This window comes from Bacteroides fragilis NCTC 9343, from assembly GCF_000025985.1.
GTDB classification, from domain to species: Bacteria; Bacteroidota; Bacteroidia; order Bacteroidales; family Bacteroidaceae; genus Bacteroides; species Bacteroides fragilis.
Genome location: NC_003228.3, coordinates 3,073,829 through 3,091,483 on the forward strand (window position 1 = coordinate 3,073,829; position 17,655 = coordinate 3,091,483).

Below are 17,655 nucleotides of genomic sequence, written 5' to 3' on the forward strand. Positions count from 1 at the left end.
AAAGAAAAAAAGAAGCATGAATTTTGAATTAACATCCGCATACAAGCCGACCGGAGATCAGCCGGAAGCAATTGCGCAACTGACCGAAGGGGTTCTTGAAGGCGTACCGGCACAAACGTTACTGGGAGTAACCGGTTCCGGAAAGACATTTACCATAGCCAACGTTATTGCCAATATCAATAAACCAACATTGATCTTAAGCCATAACAAAACACTGGCAGCCCAGCTCTACAGCGAATTTAAAGGATTTTTCCCCAATAATGCTGTCGAATATTATGTATCTTATTATGATTATTACCAGCCGGAGGCCTATCTGCCAAGTTCGGATACATATATAGAAAAAGACCTCGCTATCAATGACGAAATAGATAAGCTCAGATTGGCTGCGACTTCGGCTCTTCTATCCGGCAGAAAAGATGTAGTGGTTGTATCCTCCGTATCTTGTATTTATGGTATGGGAAACCCATCCGATTTTTATAACAATGTAATTGAAATAGAACGAGGCCGGACCATCAACCGCAATGTATTTCTTCGCCGGTTGGTAGACAGCCTGTATATGCGCAACGATATTGAACTGAATCGTGGAAATTTCCGGGTCAAAGGAGATACGGTGGATATATATCTGGCCTATTCGGACAATCTGCTCCGGGTAACCTTTTGGGGAGACGAAATTGACGGTATCGAAGAAGTAGATCCGGTATCCGGAGTCACCATCGCACCTTTTGAAGCCTATAAAATATACCCGGCTAACCTGTTTATGACTACTAAAGAAGCAACTTTACGGGCCATCCATGAAATAGAAGATGATCTTACCAAACAAGTTGCCTATTTCGAGTCTATCGGCAAAGAGTACGAAGCCAAACGTCTATACGAACGAGTGACATATGATATGGAGATGATTCGGGAACTCGGTCATTGCTCAGGTATTGAAAACTATTCACGATATTTTGACGGCCGTGCTGCAGGTACACGTCCATACTGTTTGCTGGATTTTTTCCCTGACGATTTTTTGATTGTAATAGATGAAAGCCACGTCAGCGTACCGCAAATACGAGCTATGTACGGAGGTGACCGTGCCCGTAAAATAAACTTAGTGGAATATGGTTTTCGTTTACCGGCAGCTATGGACAACCGCCCCCTGAAATTCGAAGAATTCGAGTCGATGGCTAAACAGGTGATTTATGTCAGCGCTACTCCTGCCGATTATGAATTAGTACAGTCCGAGGGTATTGTTGTCGAGCAGGTGATCCGTCCTACCGGTCTGCTCGATCCGGTGATCGAGGTACGTCCCAGCCTGAATCAGATCGATGATCTGATGGAAGAAATACAGATACGCATTGAGAAAGAAGAACGCGTACTTGTCACCACACTGACCAAACGTATGGCCGAAGAATTGACAGAATATCTATTAAACAACAACGTACGTTGCAACTACATTCACAGCGATGTGGATACATTGGAACGGGTCAAGATCATGGATGATCTCCGTCAAGGAGTTTACGATGTGTTGATCGGGGTGAATTTATTGCGCGAAGGTCTCGACCTTCCGGAAGTGTCACTGGTTGCCATCCTCGATGCGGACAAAGAAGGATTTCTCCGTTCCCACCGTTCATTGACACAAACTGCCGGACGAGCAGCCCGAAATGTAAATGGAATGGTGATCATGTATGCAGACAAAATCACAGATAGCATGCGACTGACTATTGATGAAACCAATCGTCGCCGTGAGAAGCAACTTGCATACAACGAAGAACATGGTATTACTCCGCAACAAATTAAAAAGGCCCGTAATCTGTCTGTTTTCGGAAACGGAGCAGAAACAGAAGATACTCAAAAAGGTACCCGTGCATACGTGGAGCCTTCTTCACCCAATATTGCAGCTGATCCGGTCGTACAATATATGAGCAAAGCCCAACTGGAAAAAAGTATGGAGCGTACTCGCAAGTTAATGCAGGAAGCAGCTAAGAAACTTGAATTCATTGAAGCAGCTCAATACAGAGACGAATTACTTAAGATGGAGGACTTAATGAAAGAGAAATGGCCCGGATAAGAATATCCAAGTAATAAACTTCCAGAATATATCAAAGTGAACTCTTTAACTCTTAATTATCCTAACAAATTAAGCTGATAAATAAAATAAATGTTATAAAAAGAAAGGTTTTCTATGAAACATTTGCCAAGATCTCAAAAATCTGTATCTTTGCATTGTGTTTTTCATAGTATTAGATTTAAGGTTAACAAAGGTTGGAGCAAGGTGTTGCTCCTTTTTTTATGCTTTCAAATCAACTTTCACACCAAATCCTTATCTTTGCACAGCATCCTGAATATAGAAAAATGAAAAAGATCGTCCTTATGGGAATACCTTTATTGTTGATAGTCCTTGTGATCACCATCTATGTTTGCAACCGGACTATACAGAAAAATAGCGAAACATATATCTATTCGACTGTTTCCGATATTCCATATAATAAGGTAGGACTGTTACTGGGAACTTCACCTAAACTGAAAAGTGGAAAAGCCAACCTATATTTCGACTATAGGATTAAAGCTGCCACAGAACTCTACAATGCCGGAAAAGTCAAATATATACTGGTTAGCGGTGATAACCGGAGAAATAGTTATAACGAACCGGAAGAAATGAAAAAAGCACTTATAGCAGCAGGAATACCTGACCAACGGATTATACTGGACTATGCAGGTTTAAGAACATTGGATTCTGTGGTAAGAGCACATTTAATTTTTGGTTTGGAGCGTTTTACTCTGATTTCACAACAGTTTCATAACGAACGGGCAATTTATCTGGCTCAGCAAAGTCACCTCCAGGCTATCGGATACAACGCTCAGGATGTGAGTGCGTATGCCGGCTTTAAAACGAATCTTCGAGAATTATTGGCAAGAGTAAAAGTCTTTGTGGATATAGTTACCAATAAAGCTCCCAAACATCTTGGAGAAAAGGTAAAGATACCCGAATAATAATTGTATATTCCCCCCTAATAACATCATTATCATATAATACATGCAAAAGTTACTATTTCTTTTTTTACTACCACTGATACCATTTTCGTTCCCGTGCCATGCTCAAACCACTTATCAAATGGTGACAAGAAACTACTCTCCGGTTACAGATTCTTATCCCCAAGAGGTTTCTAATTTTAAAAAGGCAGACAGTGTCTACTATTTCACCGTAAAAGTATCCAAAGCTTATGACGATACCTTAAAAAGAAAAGTAGCAGAAAAGGTTCTTTATAGCCCCAATGACATCTATGACGGAGAGGTCGCTTCTTATCTAAACCCCACCCGACTCATTGACTATTCTTCTCCTACTATCGAACTTATAACAGACTCTTTATTCAAAGGCGAAGACAGTATAATGACAATTATAAAAAAGGGCTTGGAGTTTGTATCCCATTATATAAGTTTTGATGATTCTCTAGCCACGGCTATTTCAAGAGGTGATTGCAAAACATTGGATGTAAATCATATCCTTCAAAGAAAGAAAGGTACTTGCAGCGAATATACTAATTTATTCACGGCACTTATGAGAAAGAAAGGAATTCCTTGCCGGTTTGTTGCCGGTTTTATTTTTATACCTGAACAAAAATTCTATGGATGTCATGCCTGGGCCGAATGCTACCTCAAACAATACGGATGGATGGCAGTAGACCCCCAATCCGGAAAAAGCTGGTTACCAACAACTATAATCCGACTTTTTGCCGGAACAGATTATACAGACTGTGGATTAAACTCTTTTATGGACCTAGTACCCAAGTCTATAGAAATAGTAAAAGAATAAATGTACATCAAAAATATAAAAAGGAAAATAATGCTCAGATAATCATGGAACAACAACCTCAACTCAACGACCACAATAAACAAGAATATCCCCCGATGCATACAGCAGAGCATTTGCTCAATGCCACTATGGTAAAAACATTCGGATGTCCTCGTTCACGAAATGCACATATCGAAAAGAAAAAAAGCAAATGTGATTACGAACTTCCGACTTGCCCAACGGAGGAGCAAATTCATGCCATTGAAGAAAAAGTAAATGAAGCTATCGATCGCCATTTACCTGTAACCTGTGAGTTCATGACACACGAAGAAGCCAAAAGCATTGTGGACCTGAGTAAGCTTCCGGAAAATGCAAGCGAAACATTACGTATTGTCAGAATAGGAGACTACGATGCTTGCGCTTGCATCGGGCAACACGTAGAAAACACATCAGAAATAGGTCTTTTTAAAATTATCAGTTACGACTATGCCGACGGAAAATTACGCCTCAGATTCAAACTGATAAAATAGGTATGTAACAGTCTCAATCAATTAATAGATTATTAACAAAATTCTTATCAAAGTATAAATACAGGAACAATTTGACAGCAAAATGGTAAAATTGGCATTACCTCCCTGACATTTAGTCAAACTAAGGAAGAATATGGCACTGGCACAAATTTTGTAATTTCTTTAGTGAACGACGGTTCGAAACGACGAACCGGAATTCAAGAATTAATCTGAATGTTTAACTAAAAGATAGGAGACTAAATTATGATGCCTGTTAGAAGATCTCAGAATTGGTTACCAAGTATCTTTAATGATTTTTTTGATAACGAATTAATGGCTAAAGCAAATGCTACCGCACCTGCTATTAATGTAATTGAAACCGATAAGGCCTATAAATTAGAGTTGGCCGCACCAGGGATGACTAAGGAAGATTTCAGCGTACGGATTGATGAAGAAAACAACCTGGTAATTTCAATGGAAAAGAAAGCTGAAAACAAGGAAGAAAAGAAAGACGGTCGCTATTTACGCCGTGAATTTTCATATTCTAAATTCCAGCAGACAATGATTCTGCCGGAGAACGTAGATAAAGATCACATCTCCGCGCAAGTGGAAAACGGTGTCCTGAACATCGAACTACCCAAGTTGAGTGAAGAAGAAGTGAAGAAACCTGACAGAACCATTGAAGTTAAATAAACTCATTGAATTAGTGGAAATTCCTTAATACAAAGGGATTAAAGATCACCCCGGAATCATCTCCCCATTAGAGAGAAAGATTCCGGGGTATTCTTTTATAAAACAAGAGTTGAAGGGTGGCAGTATTTGCGCAATACAGACATTAGTCTTGCTTTATCCACCGGCTTCACGAGATAATCATTGCAACCGGATTTCAGCGCAGCTACCTTGTCGGACTCGAAAGCATGCGCTGTAAGAGCTACAATAGGAATATTCGTATCAAACTTCCTAATCTCAGCTGTTGCCGTCAGTCCGTCCATTACCGGCATTTTCATATCCATCAACAAGAGATCTATTTTATACTCTTTTACCATCGCTACAGCCTGCTCCCCATTCACAGCGTGAAGCAAATTATAATGTTTGGACAACATAGCCGATATCAGCAGATAATTACTTGAAATATCTTCTACAACCAAGACTGTTTTTCTATCCAAAGCCGAATGCTGATTTCCGCTACGTATCAGATCATCTTTACCCGCATTCTGTCCAATGGCGATATTGGACTCCCGACGCATTTGTACCTCCGGATCGCAAGGTAGAACAGCCCAGAAAAGAGATCCCCGGCTATATTCCGATTCAAAACCGACACTTCCTCCCATCGATTCGGTAATAGCCTTACATATAGAGAGTCCAAGACCGGTGCCTTGTGCAAATTCATCCAATTTCTCAAACCGATGAAAGACTTTTCTCTTTTTCTCCTCCGGTATACCGATACCGGTATCCCTTACATAAAGACGGATTCCGGCGTCTACCACCTCGTATCCCATCTCGATAGTTCCCTGCGGCGTATATTTGATGGCATTAGTTACATAATTAGTCACCACTTGTGCAACCCGATTTTTGTCAAGTCTCACCCGGCACACACTATAAGGATTCACCGCGACCAACTGCACTTTAGGATTTGTCACCCGTTGCTTCATTGAAGATGCCATACTATCGAAATATTCTGCCAGATCAAATTCCTCATATTTCAGCTCCACCGAACCGGACTCCAACTTCGACAAATCCAGAATATCATTAATAAGTTTCAGCAGCAATTCGTTATTGGTATTGATAATCTGCATGTATTCTTCTTTATCACCCTGTTCTTCCGAATTCATCAATAGGTCAGAGAAGCCGACAATAGCATTTAGTGGAGTACGGATTTCGTGACTCATATTGGCAAGAAAGGCCGACTTGAGCTTATCCGATTGTTCGGCCAACAATTTCGCCTGTCTCAACTCCTCAATCATCCTCTCCCTGTCAGTAATATCATCCACACGAATGACAATACCGTCGATCTCTTCACTTTCATTAAATACAGGAGTAGCCAGCACTTCTACAATCCGGTTATTCTCCAGATGAAACTTGATCTTTTCCATCTGTCTTGATACCAATACTTTGCTTAGCACACAGTTGTCACAAGGAGAAGTCCGATTATGAGCACTTTTATAACAGCATTCTCCTCTTTTATAAGCCTCAAAAGAGAGGCTGGATGAACAGACAGACACATTTTCCCATTGTACTACATAATCTGTCGTGATATAGGCCAACCCCGAATTAGTGTTATTCAATACCAGTTCATTCTGTCGGATAAGTTTATTCAGCTTTTCTTTATTTTTCAGCAGAGTCAACTCTGTCTGTTTGTAGGATTCGATGCTGATTGACATTCCGGAAACATACTGATAAGGATGATCATTGAGTATGGAGGTTTCAAGTACTCCGCGGGTTTTCCACCATTCATAGTTTCCGTTTCTTCTCAGATCAGCACGATATTCTATATCCCATTCGCCGCTATCCTGTTTGAGCACCGCATCCATTGTATCGACAAACCGTTGCCGATCATCAGGGTGCACACACTCTGCAAACTTTTCAAACGAATTGATATCCAAAGCATTCCGCCCGATCTTATCAAATCCTTCACCAAAGCTTACCCTTTGTTTTGACGGCTCGTAAAACCAGGTATAAGCGTTCATTACTTCCATTGACATAGAGAGCACTTTAGCACGGCGCTTAAAATCATTCTGCAATTTCTGATCCCAGCGGATATTAAGCAACAGACGCTTGGTGCCATCATAGATGATATTCTTGCGCACGATGGTATCATAGCTGCGTCCGTCTTTCAATATGATTCTTTCTACCCCAAAATAAGGCTTTCCGGTAGTGAAGACTTCCAGATCTGTTTTCTGCATACGTTCCGCCTGTTCGCTATCCAGAACGCTACATACGGTTTCACCCTCATGGGTGCCGAACATCCGCATGCTTTCTTCATTGCAGAAGACATAACGAAAATCATCTTCCACATCTTTTATATGAATGGGAAGCGGTATGCTGTTCAAAATATTCTCTTGTAGCAGCTTGCGCCTTTGCAGCTCCGTATTGTTTTTACGAAAACCCACATATTTAATTACCTTTCCATCCGTCCCTCTTTCATACGGGGTACAGTTCAGTTTACAATATTGCCATTCGGATGTATCGGACAACCTGATCCGGAAATCTATTTCATACAGACAATCGCAACCACTGAGCATATCCAATAGGATAATCTCCGCTTTTTTCCAATCCTCCGGATGAATCTGTTTCTTATAGTCTTCGATGGTGAGTGCTTGGGTAGGATCGTAACCATTAAGAGGTTCATTCTCCGCATAAAACAACCGGGTACGAACATCAAATTCCCACAACATCACCTCAGCAGCCTGCATGGCCAATGCCGTTTTTTGCTTGCTTTGCCGCAATATCTCTTGAGTATGCACAGCTTCAGTCACATCCTGTGCTATGAAAAGAAACTTATCAATCTCCTTATTTTCATCCAGAACGACCGATACAGTAATTTCAAAATAACTGATTCCTGATAAAACAGTCGGATAATGGGCTTTTGCCAGGTCAAAATCATATTTGACCGTAAAACGGATATTCTCTCCCGCACGTAGACGCCTCTTCATCTCCACCGGAATATTCGGATTCTCAAAGATATTGATTCCCAACATATCTTGTTTATCCTTCACTCCCATCATCTTTAGTCCCACACTATTAATCTCTATCAGATATCCATCGCCATCGTACAATTCCATTCCTACAGGAAGATTTTCATAAATGGTCTGCTGAAGTCGATGAATCTGAGAAGGGGTTGATGTTTGTTTGTTCATTATGTAATAACTTAGTATATCTGTTTTTTCCTTCTACAAAAATACACATAAGTTACAAGCTAACGTACATTTACAGAGAAATTTAAGTCTCTCAACCACTTTTCGGAGGCTTTTGAGGCCCTCTTCCATAAAGTCAACCGCTTTTCCGATAGCTCTTCACTGCCCAAACATTGAAAAGCAGTGCAAAGGCCAGCAACGCCCCCAGCTGTGGCAACAAATCAATAAAGCCACTCCCTTTGAGATAAACCATACGCATCACTTGCATAAAATATTTCAGAGGATTGAGCATTGTTATCCATTGCGCCCATTCGGGCATACTACGAATAGGGGTAAACAGCCCGCTCATCAGAATCAGGATCAACATACAGAACCACATGACAAACATAGCTTGCTGCATCGTAGCCGAATGGTTGGAAATGACCAACCCGAGGCCGGATACAGCCAGGACAAATACAATGGAGAAACAATAGATGACCCAAAAATGCCCCACAGGAAAGATACCATAAAGTGTCCATGCCAAAACAAAGCAAAGAGTCAGGACAACAAAACCGATCAGCCAATAGGGAATCAATTTGGCAAGAATAAAGGTAAACTTTCCGACAGGAGTTACATTGATCTGTTCAATCGTACCGGCTTCTTTCTCCCCTACTATATTTAATGCAGGCAGAAAGCCGCAAAGCATCGTAAGCAACATCACCATCAGGGCCGGAACCATAAACAGCTTATAATCCAAACGGGCATTAAAAAGATTCTGGGTGAGAATATCAATCCGGGGCAGATTTCCGTCGGCAGAGAAAGAGGTGGTACCGCTTTCAGTCCGTAATTCTTCTCCATAGTCATTGACAATGGCAGACAAATAGGAACTTCCCAAGCCACCCTTGGTACCATTCACGGCATTGACAGCCAAAAGTACGTTGGCAGCACCGCCATTCACCCAATCCTTCTCGAAGCCTCTGGGTATTTCAAGTAACAGGTCGGCTGTTCCCGCTTCAATCGCCTCCATACCTTTTTCGTAAGAATCCGGCAAAGCAGTGGTCTGAAAGTAAGTTGAAGCCGTTATTTTATCCACCAGCCTGCGGGAAATAACCGAATGATCATTATCAATTATATTCATCCGGATATTTTTTATCTCAAGATTGGCCGCCCAAGGCATAAGAAGCATAATCATGCAAGGGAAGATAAATATCAACCTCGGCAGGAAGGAGTTGCGGAGCAACTGCTTGAATTCTTTCTCTATAAGATATTTAATCATAACCTGTTTTTGAATTTCTTGAAGCTTATTGTTATCAACAGAACTGCCATCAAAGCCAGAATACTGACTTCAGACCATACAAACGAGATGTCCACTCCCTCGATCATCAACTTACGTACAGCCTGAATATACCAGCAAGCAGGCAGTATATCAGAAATTAATTGCAGCACCAAAGGCATACTTTCTATCGGAAATATCATACCCGAAAGCAACATGGTAGGCATCATCAGTACCAAACCCGAGGCCAGCATGGCAGCTACCTGTGTCCGTGTCACCGTAGAGATAAGTAATCCCAGCGACAACGATACAAAAATGAAAAGCAACGACACCATAATCAGCCAGAACAGGCTGCCTGCCACAGGCACATCGAGTACATAAACAGAAAGCAACAGAATCGTCGTAAGATTGACAAATGACAATACAAAATAGGGAACTGCCTTGGCCAGAATAATAAACAGCGGTTTCACCGGAGACACCAACAGGATCTCCATCGTGCCGGTTTCCTTCTCCCGGACAATAGAGATAGAGGTCATCATGGCACAAATCAACATCAAGATAAGCCCCATCACACCGGGTACAAAATTGTAAGCACTCTTCATCTGAGGGTTATAAAGCAATTTCACATTGGGTACGACAGAAGGCACTGACATTCCGGGAGGAAGCATTTCCTGCCGGACAGCAGCAATCACTCCTGTGGCATAGCCGGCTTGTGTGGTAGCCATATTCGGATCCGTTGCATCGGAAACCACTTGCACACGGGCATCACCTGTATAAAGGCGGTCGGCAAACTGCTCACTGAAAACGAGTGCCATATCTATCTCGTTTTCCTGAAACGCCCTTTCCATCTCTTGCGGAGAATGTAAAAGGCACTTCACGGAAAAGTATTCGCTGGCATCCAGACGATCGATAATTTTGCGTGTGACGATGTCATTCGACGGATCGAGTACGCCCACTCGTACATTTTTCACTTCTGTAGTGATGGCAAAGCCAAAGAGGATAATCTGCACGACAGGCATTCCCAACAAAATCAACATAGTCCGCCGGTCACGGAATATGTGGAAGAATTCCTTTTTTACAAATGCTATAAATTGTTTCATATACTAATCAGCTTTACGCACTGCCTTACGGGCCAGTTGTTGGAATACATCATCCATCGTATCGGCATGAAAATGCGCCTTCAACCCACGGGGGGTGTCAAGTACTTCGATACGTCCGTCCACCATGATAGATACACGGTTACAATATTCTGCTTCATCCATGTAATGGGTAGTCACAAAGACCGTTATCCCCCGGTCGGCAGCCTGATAAATCAGTTCCCAGAACTGACGGCGGGTAGCCGGATCGACTCCTCCCGTCGGTTCATCAAGAAACACGATCCGGGGATTGTGGAAGATTGAAACGGAAAAGGCCAGTTTCTGTTTCCATCCCAAAGGCAGGCTTTTCACAAGTGTGTCACGCTCTCCGCTGAAGCCCAGGCGATCAAGAAGAGCATCTGTCTTTTCGGCTATTTCCCGATCCTGCATTCCGTAAATTCCGGCAAAGAGGCGGATGTTCTCCCACACTTTAAGGTCCTCATACAACGAAAACTTCTGGCTCATATAACCGATATTCTTCTTTACCTCTTCGGGGTGAGCCGCTACATCAAAACCTGCTACCCGCGCCATGCCCGAAGTAGGCTTACTCAGTCCGCAAAGCATACGCATAGCAGTGGTCTTCCCTGCACCGTTTGCTCCGAGAAATCCGAAGATCTCTCCACGGTTTACCCGAAAGGAGATATGATCGACTGCGGTAAAATGACCGAAACACTTGGTCAATTGATCCACCTCGATGGCAAAATCGTTTCCGGCGTGCACTTCCGTACGTTCCAGACCGGGCGGGCAAAGAATATGGCTGAAACGTTGCAGGATACGTTCCGGCACATCGATGCCTTGTATCTCACCCTCATTGATAAAAGCGATACGGTCACATTGACGGGCTTCGTCCATGATCGGAGTGGAAACAAGAATTGTGATACCTTGATCCTTAAGATGCCTCAGCATTTCCCAGAACTCCTTGCGCGAAACAGGATCCACACCGGTAGTCGGCTCGTCCAGAAAAAGAATCTCCGGCTTATGAATCAACGCACAACTCAAAGCAAGTTTTTGCTTCATTCCCCCGGATAAAGCTCCTGCCCTGCGTTTACGGAAAGGCTCTATTTGCTGATAGATATCTTTCACCAGATCGTAGTTTTCACGAATGGTCGTATGAAACACGGTAGCGAAAAAGTCAAGATTCTCCTCCACTGTCAGATCCTGATAGAGCGAAAAGCGTCCGGGCATATATCCCACTTGTTGCCGGATTTGTTTGTAGTCTTTCACGACATCGAGTCCGTTCACTGTAGCTGTCCCGCTATCGGCCAGCAACAATGTGGTCAATATCCGGAAGAGAGTGCTCTTACCTGCTCCGTCCGGGCCGATAATACCGAATAATTCGCCGGGATTTACAGAAAAGGTAGCACTTTTCAGGGCTTCTACCTCCCCGTAACGTTTCGTCACGTCATTTACAGATACAGCTGGTTTCATAAGCAGGCATCATTTATAACTTCACTCCTCCGTACATACCTATCTTCAGAAGTCCATCGTTCTTTACCGCTATCTTAACGGCATACACCAGATTGGCACGTTCTTCTTTTGTCAGAATCGTTTTAGGAGTAAACTCCGAACGATCTGAAATCCATGTCACGACACCCGGATATTCCTTACGCTCATCTCCCCCATAATCGGAAAAGACCGTCACCCGATTGCCAAGTTTGACTTGTGAAAGCTGTTCGGAAGTGATATAGGCACGAAGATACATCTGATCGATATCTGCCACCTTAAAAAGAGGTTTACCCACAGCAGCCAGCTCCCCGGCTTCGGCATATTTTGCCAATACAGTACCACTGATAGGCGAAACGACGTGACACTTCGCCAATTGGTCTTCTACTTGTGCCACCTGGATTGCGACTGATGATCCTTGTTCCGTCAAACTGTTCGTACTGTTCTGTAAAGACGACATCTGGGCAGTAAGCTGCCGTTCGAGCAATGCGATCTGTGCCTCCCAATCATCCAGTTGCTTCTGATTGGCGGCTCCCGCTTTCAACAGGTTTTCCACACGTCTCTTCTCTCTCCGGGCGGTAGCGATCTGCTGCCGGGTAGCAGCAATCTGTTTGTTAACATCCGGACGTTGGCTTTCAACCGACTTCATGCTGGCCTGCAATTGCAGTTTCTTCAGATAGAGTTGTAGCGTATCGATCAGCCCTACTTCTTCGCCTGCTTTCAGCCGGGTACCTTCTTCAACATGAAAGTACAAGAGTTTCCCCGAAGCTTCGGCCGAAACCAGAACTTCCGTAGCTTCGAAAGTTCCCGTGGCATCATAATCCGAAGTTCTGCTTCCACAAGCGGAAAGTAAAGCCAGTAAGTATAGACATCCTATAAATTTCATTGATTTCATAACTGCTATTCTATTTTTGTTTCAGTAATAAGAGAAGTTTAATTATTCGTTGTATACTTCAGTTGATACATGTTCATCAAGAGCTGTACTTCATGCAGCGCCTTGGTTTGTCGCGCCAGGTTCTCGGAAGTCATGTCCCGAAGCATATCGGTTACGGTCATGGTACCATTGGCCACTTTGGCTTCCGAGGCCTTGCGGATACTGGTTCGCAAACGGATTATTTCGTCATCGTCCGCCATCTGCCGGCGCACACTCTCTACGGCACTCCCCTGCTGGGTTGCCTGAAGGCGGGTATTAAACAGGAACACATCCCGGTTACTGTCCAACAGCTGACGATTGGCAGCTATCACCCGCCGGTCGTTGCGTAAAGTATACAAACTACCGAAGTTCCACGACAAGCGGACTCCTGCCACATAGTAAGGCGAGAATTCATTTTTCAGCATATTAAGTCCCGGATTACCGTATGCTCCCTGAACAAACAGCCCGAAACGTGGCATCAGCTGAGTTTTCAAAGCTTCTTCCTGCACTTGTAAACGTCCGTTTTGCGCATCAAACCATATCAGCTCCGGACGGTTATTCGCTATCACCGGTATATCCCATTCCGGCACCGGCTTCTGCAAAGAGATCCCGGCAGGCATCTCTTCGCCTGTCAGCAATGCAAGCATAGACAGATAGGCCTGACGAGAGGAGGTCAGTTCTATCCGCTTTTGCCGGGTATTAAGCTGTTCCACACTGACAGCATCCAGATCGGACTGGCTGGCTATGCCATTCTCAATGTACGATGAAATCTGCTTATTGGTATGTTCCAGATCTTCCAGAAAGAGTTGGTTTTGCCTTAACTGTTCGTCCAGTAACAGAATTCCGAAGTACACTTGATTCACCCGCTCGGTAAGTGCATACATATCTACGTTCAATTTCTCCCGGTCCACATCCGACGATGCCTTGACCTGCTCTTTTCTCGAACGAATCTCACCGCCGTCCCAAATGTTCTGTTTCAGTTCCAGCATCACCTGATACTGGTCTTTCGGCAAACCTTTGATATCTACTCCGGGAACCTGTACAGGCAATTCCGTAACCTCACTCTGCCAACTGGCCTTACCCGAAAGGGTAAACTGAGGCAGATAACCTTTCGACGCATTGGCCAGATTATATTCTTTTGTCTTCTCTATCAATCCATACTGCCTTACCAGCGGATAGTTTTCCCGGGTTTTCCGTTGACACTCTTCAAGGGTGATCTGTCCATACATCAGCAGGGCAAACAGGGAAAAAGACAAAGAAAAGATAACTCGTTTCATATTCCTATTCCTATTAATTCTTCTTTTCGACAAAGATAGGAAATAAGAACACGCAAGCAGGTTCCAATTGTTTGCAATAATGTTCTATTTGTTCGATTCCCACATAAAAAAAGTATGGGGATGTGTCAAAATCCGTATGATGACACACCCCCATCACATCTGGGAATAATAGTTTCTAAGTCGGTATCACCCTCTTCTGTATACCGGCTCTTTATTTCTTAACCTTTCCGATAAACAGAACATTATTATCATTCTCAGTCAAAGTAGCCGCCAGTTCCTTGAGTTTCTGTTCATCCTGACCGGAGCATTTGCCGGAAGCGATCTGTTTTTCTATCTTTTCAATCAACTGTCCCGGTTCCAGACTCTGTATAAAGTATCCGCGATAAAAGCTGTGGCCCGGAGCCGGAATAGGAAGGTTACCGTAAAAGTCGTTCACAAGGCGGAAATAAGAAGAAGCATTCTTCTCAGTGTCTACCAAGACATCTCCACCTCCCTCTCCCTTATTACCCCAGTAGGTGACAATGAAATGATGGGGAAGTCTGTAATATAAATGTATCGGCTTCTCATTCATATTCGGGAAAGTCATCGTGAATTTCGGCAACAGTTTATTGCCGGCGGGATCGTAAGTGAAAAGAGTATCTATACCGGTATGGAAGAAATCGAAATCGCCACAGTTCCTATAAGAGAAAACCTCTCCGTCGAAGTTCATCACCTTCGTTGCGGCAGTTGCCGGAATTTGGTTCAGTATATTCCCTTCGGTATCCACCCTGAAAGCAAGGGGCTCACCTTCCTCGAAAGGCATGTGTACAACAGATAAGCTTCCGTCTTCATTCACCCATATTTTCGCTTTATTAATTTGCATGGGAAGCGGAATATCTTTAATCCATTGCCCGTTGATATCATACATCATGATTCTTTTCCCCACAAAAGGTGTGAAGAAGATATGGCCGTTCTTCTCATCAATGCATTCATCGTAGAGGGTGGTGTCATATTCACCGGGACCGCTTCCTACGGAACCGACATTATACAGAAACTTACCATCCCTGTCAAACAGTTTAAACACATCCTGGTTTCCCTGACGGATACCGATATGCTTATCGGTAGCATTGATAAACCAGGCTTTGAAGTATGCCTCTTCAGAGGTCTCAAAACGCACGATGCGACAGTCTTCCACAAACTCGCTGAGCGGCACTTCTATCGTGTCTTTTACAGCCGATAAGTCACATACCGTCAGTTTGTTTCCGTTGCTTTCGACAGTAGTTACGCTTCCATCGTTTGCTTCCATAGCTTTAGGTTCCCGGGGGGAAGTGTTGCAAGCGGATAGGCATCCCAGCAACAAAGCGGAGGACAGGAGTAGATAAGAGGTTTTCATGCAGAATTATATTTAAGTTATTAATTACTAACAAATATACGAATAGTTCGTAACTCCGGATTGTTTGTATGGATAAATTTGATTCCGATTAAATTATATTAACTGTTTTGAAACAAACTCCACACTACCGTCTGCCCTTCATTACCCCAATGACAGCCACACTCTTCAGCCCGGCCGGGAGATCAGGCTCCGGTCCGGATGTATCTTTCGGTTCGCGGGAGCATGCATTAAATTTCATTCTTTTATGGGATAAAATATGCTATTCTTTATATCGGACCTGCTTATAAATCGTATATTTTACCTAAGTTTGCCGTGTGATAAAAACTGATTTATGGAAAAGAACAAACCTCTGGAACTGGCGCTCGACCTGCTGAAACACAGCAATATCGTACGCAATAACGAATATCGCTTTGTCACCCCCGATTTCGGGATTGTCATCAGCTTCACCCATATGGAAAGCCGCCTGTTCCGTCTGGGACAGCCCTACCGGCTGAAAGAAGGAAGAATTATCCGGGGACTACGCGGCAAAGCCCGGATCACAATCAACCTGATAGAGTACAACATATATCCCCAAACCATTGCCACATTCCTCCCCGGCTCTATCATCGAACTTTTGGAGTTCACACCCGATTATGATTTTCAGATGATTGCAGCCGACAAAGATTTCCTTCCGCTCCTGCGAGGCGACCAGCTCTTTGAATCGCATACACGGCAAAACCTTGTCACGCAGGTGACGGATACCGAATGGAAACTGTCAGATGCATATTTCACGCTGATATGGGACACGGTTCAGGAAGTCCCTTTCCGCCGGGAAGTGGTGCAGCATCTGCTCGCAGCCTTGTTGCACAACATAAAGTATATACGCACGGAAGAAGCGAACGACACTTCCCACAGGTTTTCACATCAGGAAGAAATATTCTGGCGGTTCATCGCATTGGTGAACGAGTTCAGCAAAAACGAACGCACCGTGGGCTTCTATGCCGACAAGTTATGCCTGACCCCACGTTACCTGAACACCCTGATCCGGCAGGTCAGTCACCAGACAGTAATGGAATGGATCAACCAGTCCGTCATTCTCGAAGCAAAAGTGTTATTGAAACACAGCAATCTGCTTGTTTACCAAATCTCGGACGAACTTCATTTTCCGAATCCCTCTTTCTTCTGCAAGTTCTTTAAGCGAATGACGGGAATGACTCCACAGGAATATCAAAAAAGGTGAATTCACCTTGATATCCTTACTGCATATTTACCTGCCATTTTATTGTTATTTCCACTTGTTTGCTTACTCACACTTTTATCAAAACAGGTATAATAGAGGACAGGATTGCATACAGAACGCATACAAAACGCAAAATAATGCAGAATCGGATCGGAATATTCAATAAAGATGCTCTTTTCCTAAGGAACCAAAGTGGTATTTCTTTAAAAGAGAGGCGGCATTAGTTTAAAACAAAAGCTCTATTTCATTAAAACAAACGTTGCATCAGGTATAAAGAAAGCGTAAGAAGCTTCCTATCGTCCGCTTATCTACTTTTCAGCATAGACAATCCCTCTGTTTACCCAATAGCAATCGGCGTGCAAAAGCGCGATGCAGACAACACATGCAACAAGGAAAGAGAAAAACAGCCGCCATAATGCGACTCTACAGACAATAAAAGTAACTTATTGAAAAACAGGAACAGGAATATAAGCCGTTATTTGATAGCCCATAAACAAACTACCCGATATAGCGTAAGCTACATCGGGTAGAAAATACAAAACGGCATAATCAGCACTTTGCTATTTAAACTCTTCCAATACCAGTTTAAGTTCATCGATGGTCAGTTCTCCCACTTGTCTCCACAATTCGTGCCCGCGCTGCAAGAGAATAAAAGCCGGGGCTGTCTCGATATTGAACGAATCTGCCACTGTCTTGTCCTCCACGATATTCACTTTAATCACCTCGGAAACTTGCTTCTCGTAAGTCCGTACTACAGGTTCCAGCCATTCATAATGAGGAGACCAGTCTGCATAAAATTCCACCAACACCAGACGGTTCGTTCCGGATACGGCATCCAATTGCTCTGCTATATTCATTATTACACTCTTTATTGATTTATATGTACTCTCAACAACAGGCAGCAGAAA

The 17,655-nt window shown here is 43.3% G+C and carries 14 protein-coding genes; 6 read left to right on the top strand and 8 right to left on the bottom strand.

Annotation, left to right across the window (positions count from 1 at the left end):
* Window positions 1–16 precede the first annotated feature (16 nt).
* The 5 genes from uvrB (at window position 17) to BF9343_RS12645 (ending at window position 4,974) form a co-directional block, all read left to right on the top strand.
* Complete coding sequence (gene uvrB / locus BF9343_RS12625) at window positions 17–2,050, top strand: excinuclease ABC subunit UvrB (RefSeq protein WP_005788206.1); 2,034 nt, start codon at window positions 17–19, stop codon at window positions 2,048–2,050.
* Between the two features lie 284 nt (window positions 2,051–2,334).
* Window positions 2,335–2,973 (top strand): SanA/YdcF family protein, encoded by a 639-nt coding sequence (locus BF9343_RS12630; RefSeq protein WP_008769003.1) that lies wholly within the window; start codon window positions 2,335–2,337, stop codon window positions 2,971–2,973.
* 43 nt (window positions 2,974–3,016) lie between these two features.
* Window positions 3,017–3,793 carry a transglutaminase-like domain-containing protein gene (locus BF9343_RS12635; protein ID WP_010993085.1) on the top strand — a complete coding sequence of 259 codons (777 nt, stop codon included), beginning with the start codon at window positions 3,017–3,019 and terminating at the stop codon, window positions 3,791–3,793.
* A gap of 44 nt (window positions 3,794–3,837) precedes the next feature.
* The gene (locus BF9343_RS12640; RefSeq protein WP_014299026.1) at window positions 3,838–4,302 is read left to right on the top strand and encodes an alanyl-tRNA editing protein; all 465 of its coding nucleotides are present in this window, start codon (window positions 3,838–3,840) and stop codon (window positions 4,300–4,302) included.
* Window positions 4,303–4,545: 243 nt separating this feature from the next.
* The gene (locus BF9343_RS12645; protein ID WP_005788218.1) at window positions 4,546–4,974 is read left to right on the top strand and encodes an Hsp20/alpha crystallin family protein; all 429 of its coding nucleotides are present in this window, start codon (window positions 4,546–4,548) and stop codon (window positions 4,972–4,974) included.
* A 95-nt stretch (window positions 4,975–5,069) separates the two neighbouring features.
* On the opposite strand, the gene BF9343_RS12650 is transcribed toward BF9343_RS12645, so the two are convergent.
* The 7 genes from BF9343_RS12650 to BF9343_RS12680 form a co-directional block, all read right to left on the bottom strand.
* Window positions 5,070–8,138 (bottom strand): hybrid sensor histidine kinase/response regulator, encoded by a 3,069-nt coding sequence (locus tag BF9343_RS12650; protein ID WP_010993086.1) that lies wholly within the window; start codon window positions 8,136–8,138, stop codon window positions 5,070–5,072.
* Between the two features lie 133 nt (window positions 8,139–8,271).
* Window positions 8,272–9,390, bottom strand: a complete 1,119-nt coding sequence (locus BF9343_RS12655) for an ABC transporter permease (protein WP_009292452.1) — start codon at window positions 9,388–9,390, stop codon at window positions 8,272–8,274.
* Window positions 9,387–10,487, bottom strand: coding sequence for an ABC transporter permease (locus tag BF9343_RS12660; protein ID WP_010993087.1), 1,101 nt, complete (start codon window positions 10,485–10,487; stop codon window positions 9,387–9,389). Before BF9343_RS12660 ends, BF9343_RS12655 begins: the two co-directional genes overlap by 4 nt.
* Before the next feature lie 3 nt (window positions 10,488–10,490).
* Window positions 10,491–11,951 (bottom strand): ATP-binding cassette domain-containing protein, encoded by a 1,461-nt coding sequence (locus BF9343_RS12665; RefSeq protein ID WP_010993088.1) that lies wholly within the window; start codon window positions 11,949–11,951, stop codon window positions 10,491–10,493.
* 13 nt (window positions 11,952–11,964) lie between these two features.
* Window positions 11,965–12,861, bottom strand: coding sequence for an HlyD family secretion protein (locus tag BF9343_RS12670; protein WP_005788227.1), 897 nt, complete (start codon window positions 12,859–12,861; stop codon window positions 11,965–11,967).
* Between the two features lie 38 nt (window positions 12,862–12,899).
* Window positions 12,900–14,156, bottom strand: coding sequence for a TolC family protein (locus tag BF9343_RS12675; protein WP_010993089.1), 1,257 nt, complete (start codon window positions 14,154–14,156; stop codon window positions 12,900–12,902).
* Window positions 14,157–14,367: 211 nt separating this feature from the next.
* On the bottom strand, window positions 14,368–15,528 hold the full coding sequence (locus tag BF9343_RS12680) for a 6-bladed beta-propeller (RefSeq protein ID WP_005815456.1): 1,161 nt from the start codon (window positions 15,526–15,528) through the stop codon (window positions 14,368–14,370).
* Between the two features lie 331 nt (window positions 15,529–15,859).
* Here BF9343_RS12680 and BF9343_RS12685 point away from each other — a divergent pair, with 331 nt between their 5' ends.
* Window positions 15,860–16,747, top strand: a complete 888-nt coding sequence (locus tag BF9343_RS12685; RefSeq protein WP_010993090.1) for a helix-turn-helix transcriptional regulator — start codon at window positions 15,860–15,862, stop codon at window positions 16,745–16,747.
* A 560-nt stretch (window positions 16,748–17,307) separates the two neighbouring features.
* On the opposite strand, the gene BF9343_RS12690 is transcribed toward BF9343_RS12685, so the two are convergent.
* Window positions 17,308–17,604 (bottom strand): thioredoxin family protein, encoded by a 297-nt coding sequence (locus tag BF9343_RS12690; RefSeq protein ID WP_010993091.1) that lies wholly within the window; start codon window positions 17,602–17,604, stop codon window positions 17,308–17,310.
* Window positions 17,605–17,655: the final 51 nt, after the last annotated feature.

Bases quoted from the DNA above. Each gene is read 5' to 3' on its own strand.
- BF9343_RS12685 (WP_010993090.1), top strand. From the start codon at position 15,860: ATGGAAAAGAACAAACCTCTGGAACTGGCGCTCGACCTGCTGAAACAC.
- BF9343_RS12630 (WP_008769003.1), top strand. From the start codon at position 2,335: ATGAAAAAGATCGTCCTTATGGGAATACCTTTATTGTTGATAGTCCTT.
- BF9343_RS12635 (WP_010993085.1), top strand. From the start codon at position 3,017: ATGCAAAAGTTACTATTTCTTTTTTTACTACCACTGATACCATTTTCG.
- uvrB (WP_005788206.1), top strand. From the start codon at position 17: ATGAATTTTGAATTAACATCCGCATACAAGCCGACCGGAGATCAGCCG.
- BF9343_RS12660 (WP_010993087.1), bottom strand. From the start codon at position 10,487: ATGAAACAATTTATAGCATTTGTAAAAAAGGAATTCTTCCACATATTC.
- BF9343_RS12680 (WP_005815456.1), bottom strand. From the start codon at position 15,528: ATGAAAACCTCTTATCTACTCCTGTCCTCCGCTTTGTTGCTGGGATGC.
- BF9343_RS12645 (WP_005788218.1), top strand. From the start codon at position 4,546: ATGATGCCTGTTAGAAGATCTCAGAATTGGTTACCAAGTATCTTTAAT.
- BF9343_RS12655 (WP_009292452.1), bottom strand. From the start codon at position 9,390: ATGATTAAATATCTTATAGAGAAAGAATTCAAGCAGTTGCTCCGCAAC.
- BF9343_RS12670 (WP_005788227.1), bottom strand. From the start codon at position 12,861: ATGAAATCAATGAAATTTATAGGATGTCTATACTTACTGGCTTTACTT.
- BF9343_RS12665 (WP_010993088.1), bottom strand. From the start codon at position 11,951: ATGAAACCAGCTGTATCTGTAAATGACGTGACGAAACGTTACGGGGAG.
- BF9343_RS12675 (WP_010993089.1), bottom strand. From the start codon at position 14,156: ATGAAACGAGTTATCTTTTCTTTGTCTTTTTCCCTGTTTGCCCTGCTG.
- BF9343_RS12640 (WP_014299026.1), top strand. From the start codon at position 3,838: ATGGAACAACAACCTCAACTCAACGACCACAATAAACAAGAATATCCC.
- BF9343_RS12650 (WP_010993086.1), bottom strand. From the start codon at position 8,138: ATGAACAAACAAACATCAACCCCTTCTCAGATTCATCGACTTCAGCAG.
- BF9343_RS12690 (WP_010993091.1), bottom strand. From the start codon at position 17,604: ATGAATATAGCAGAGCAATTGGATGCCGTATCCGGAACGAACCGTCTG.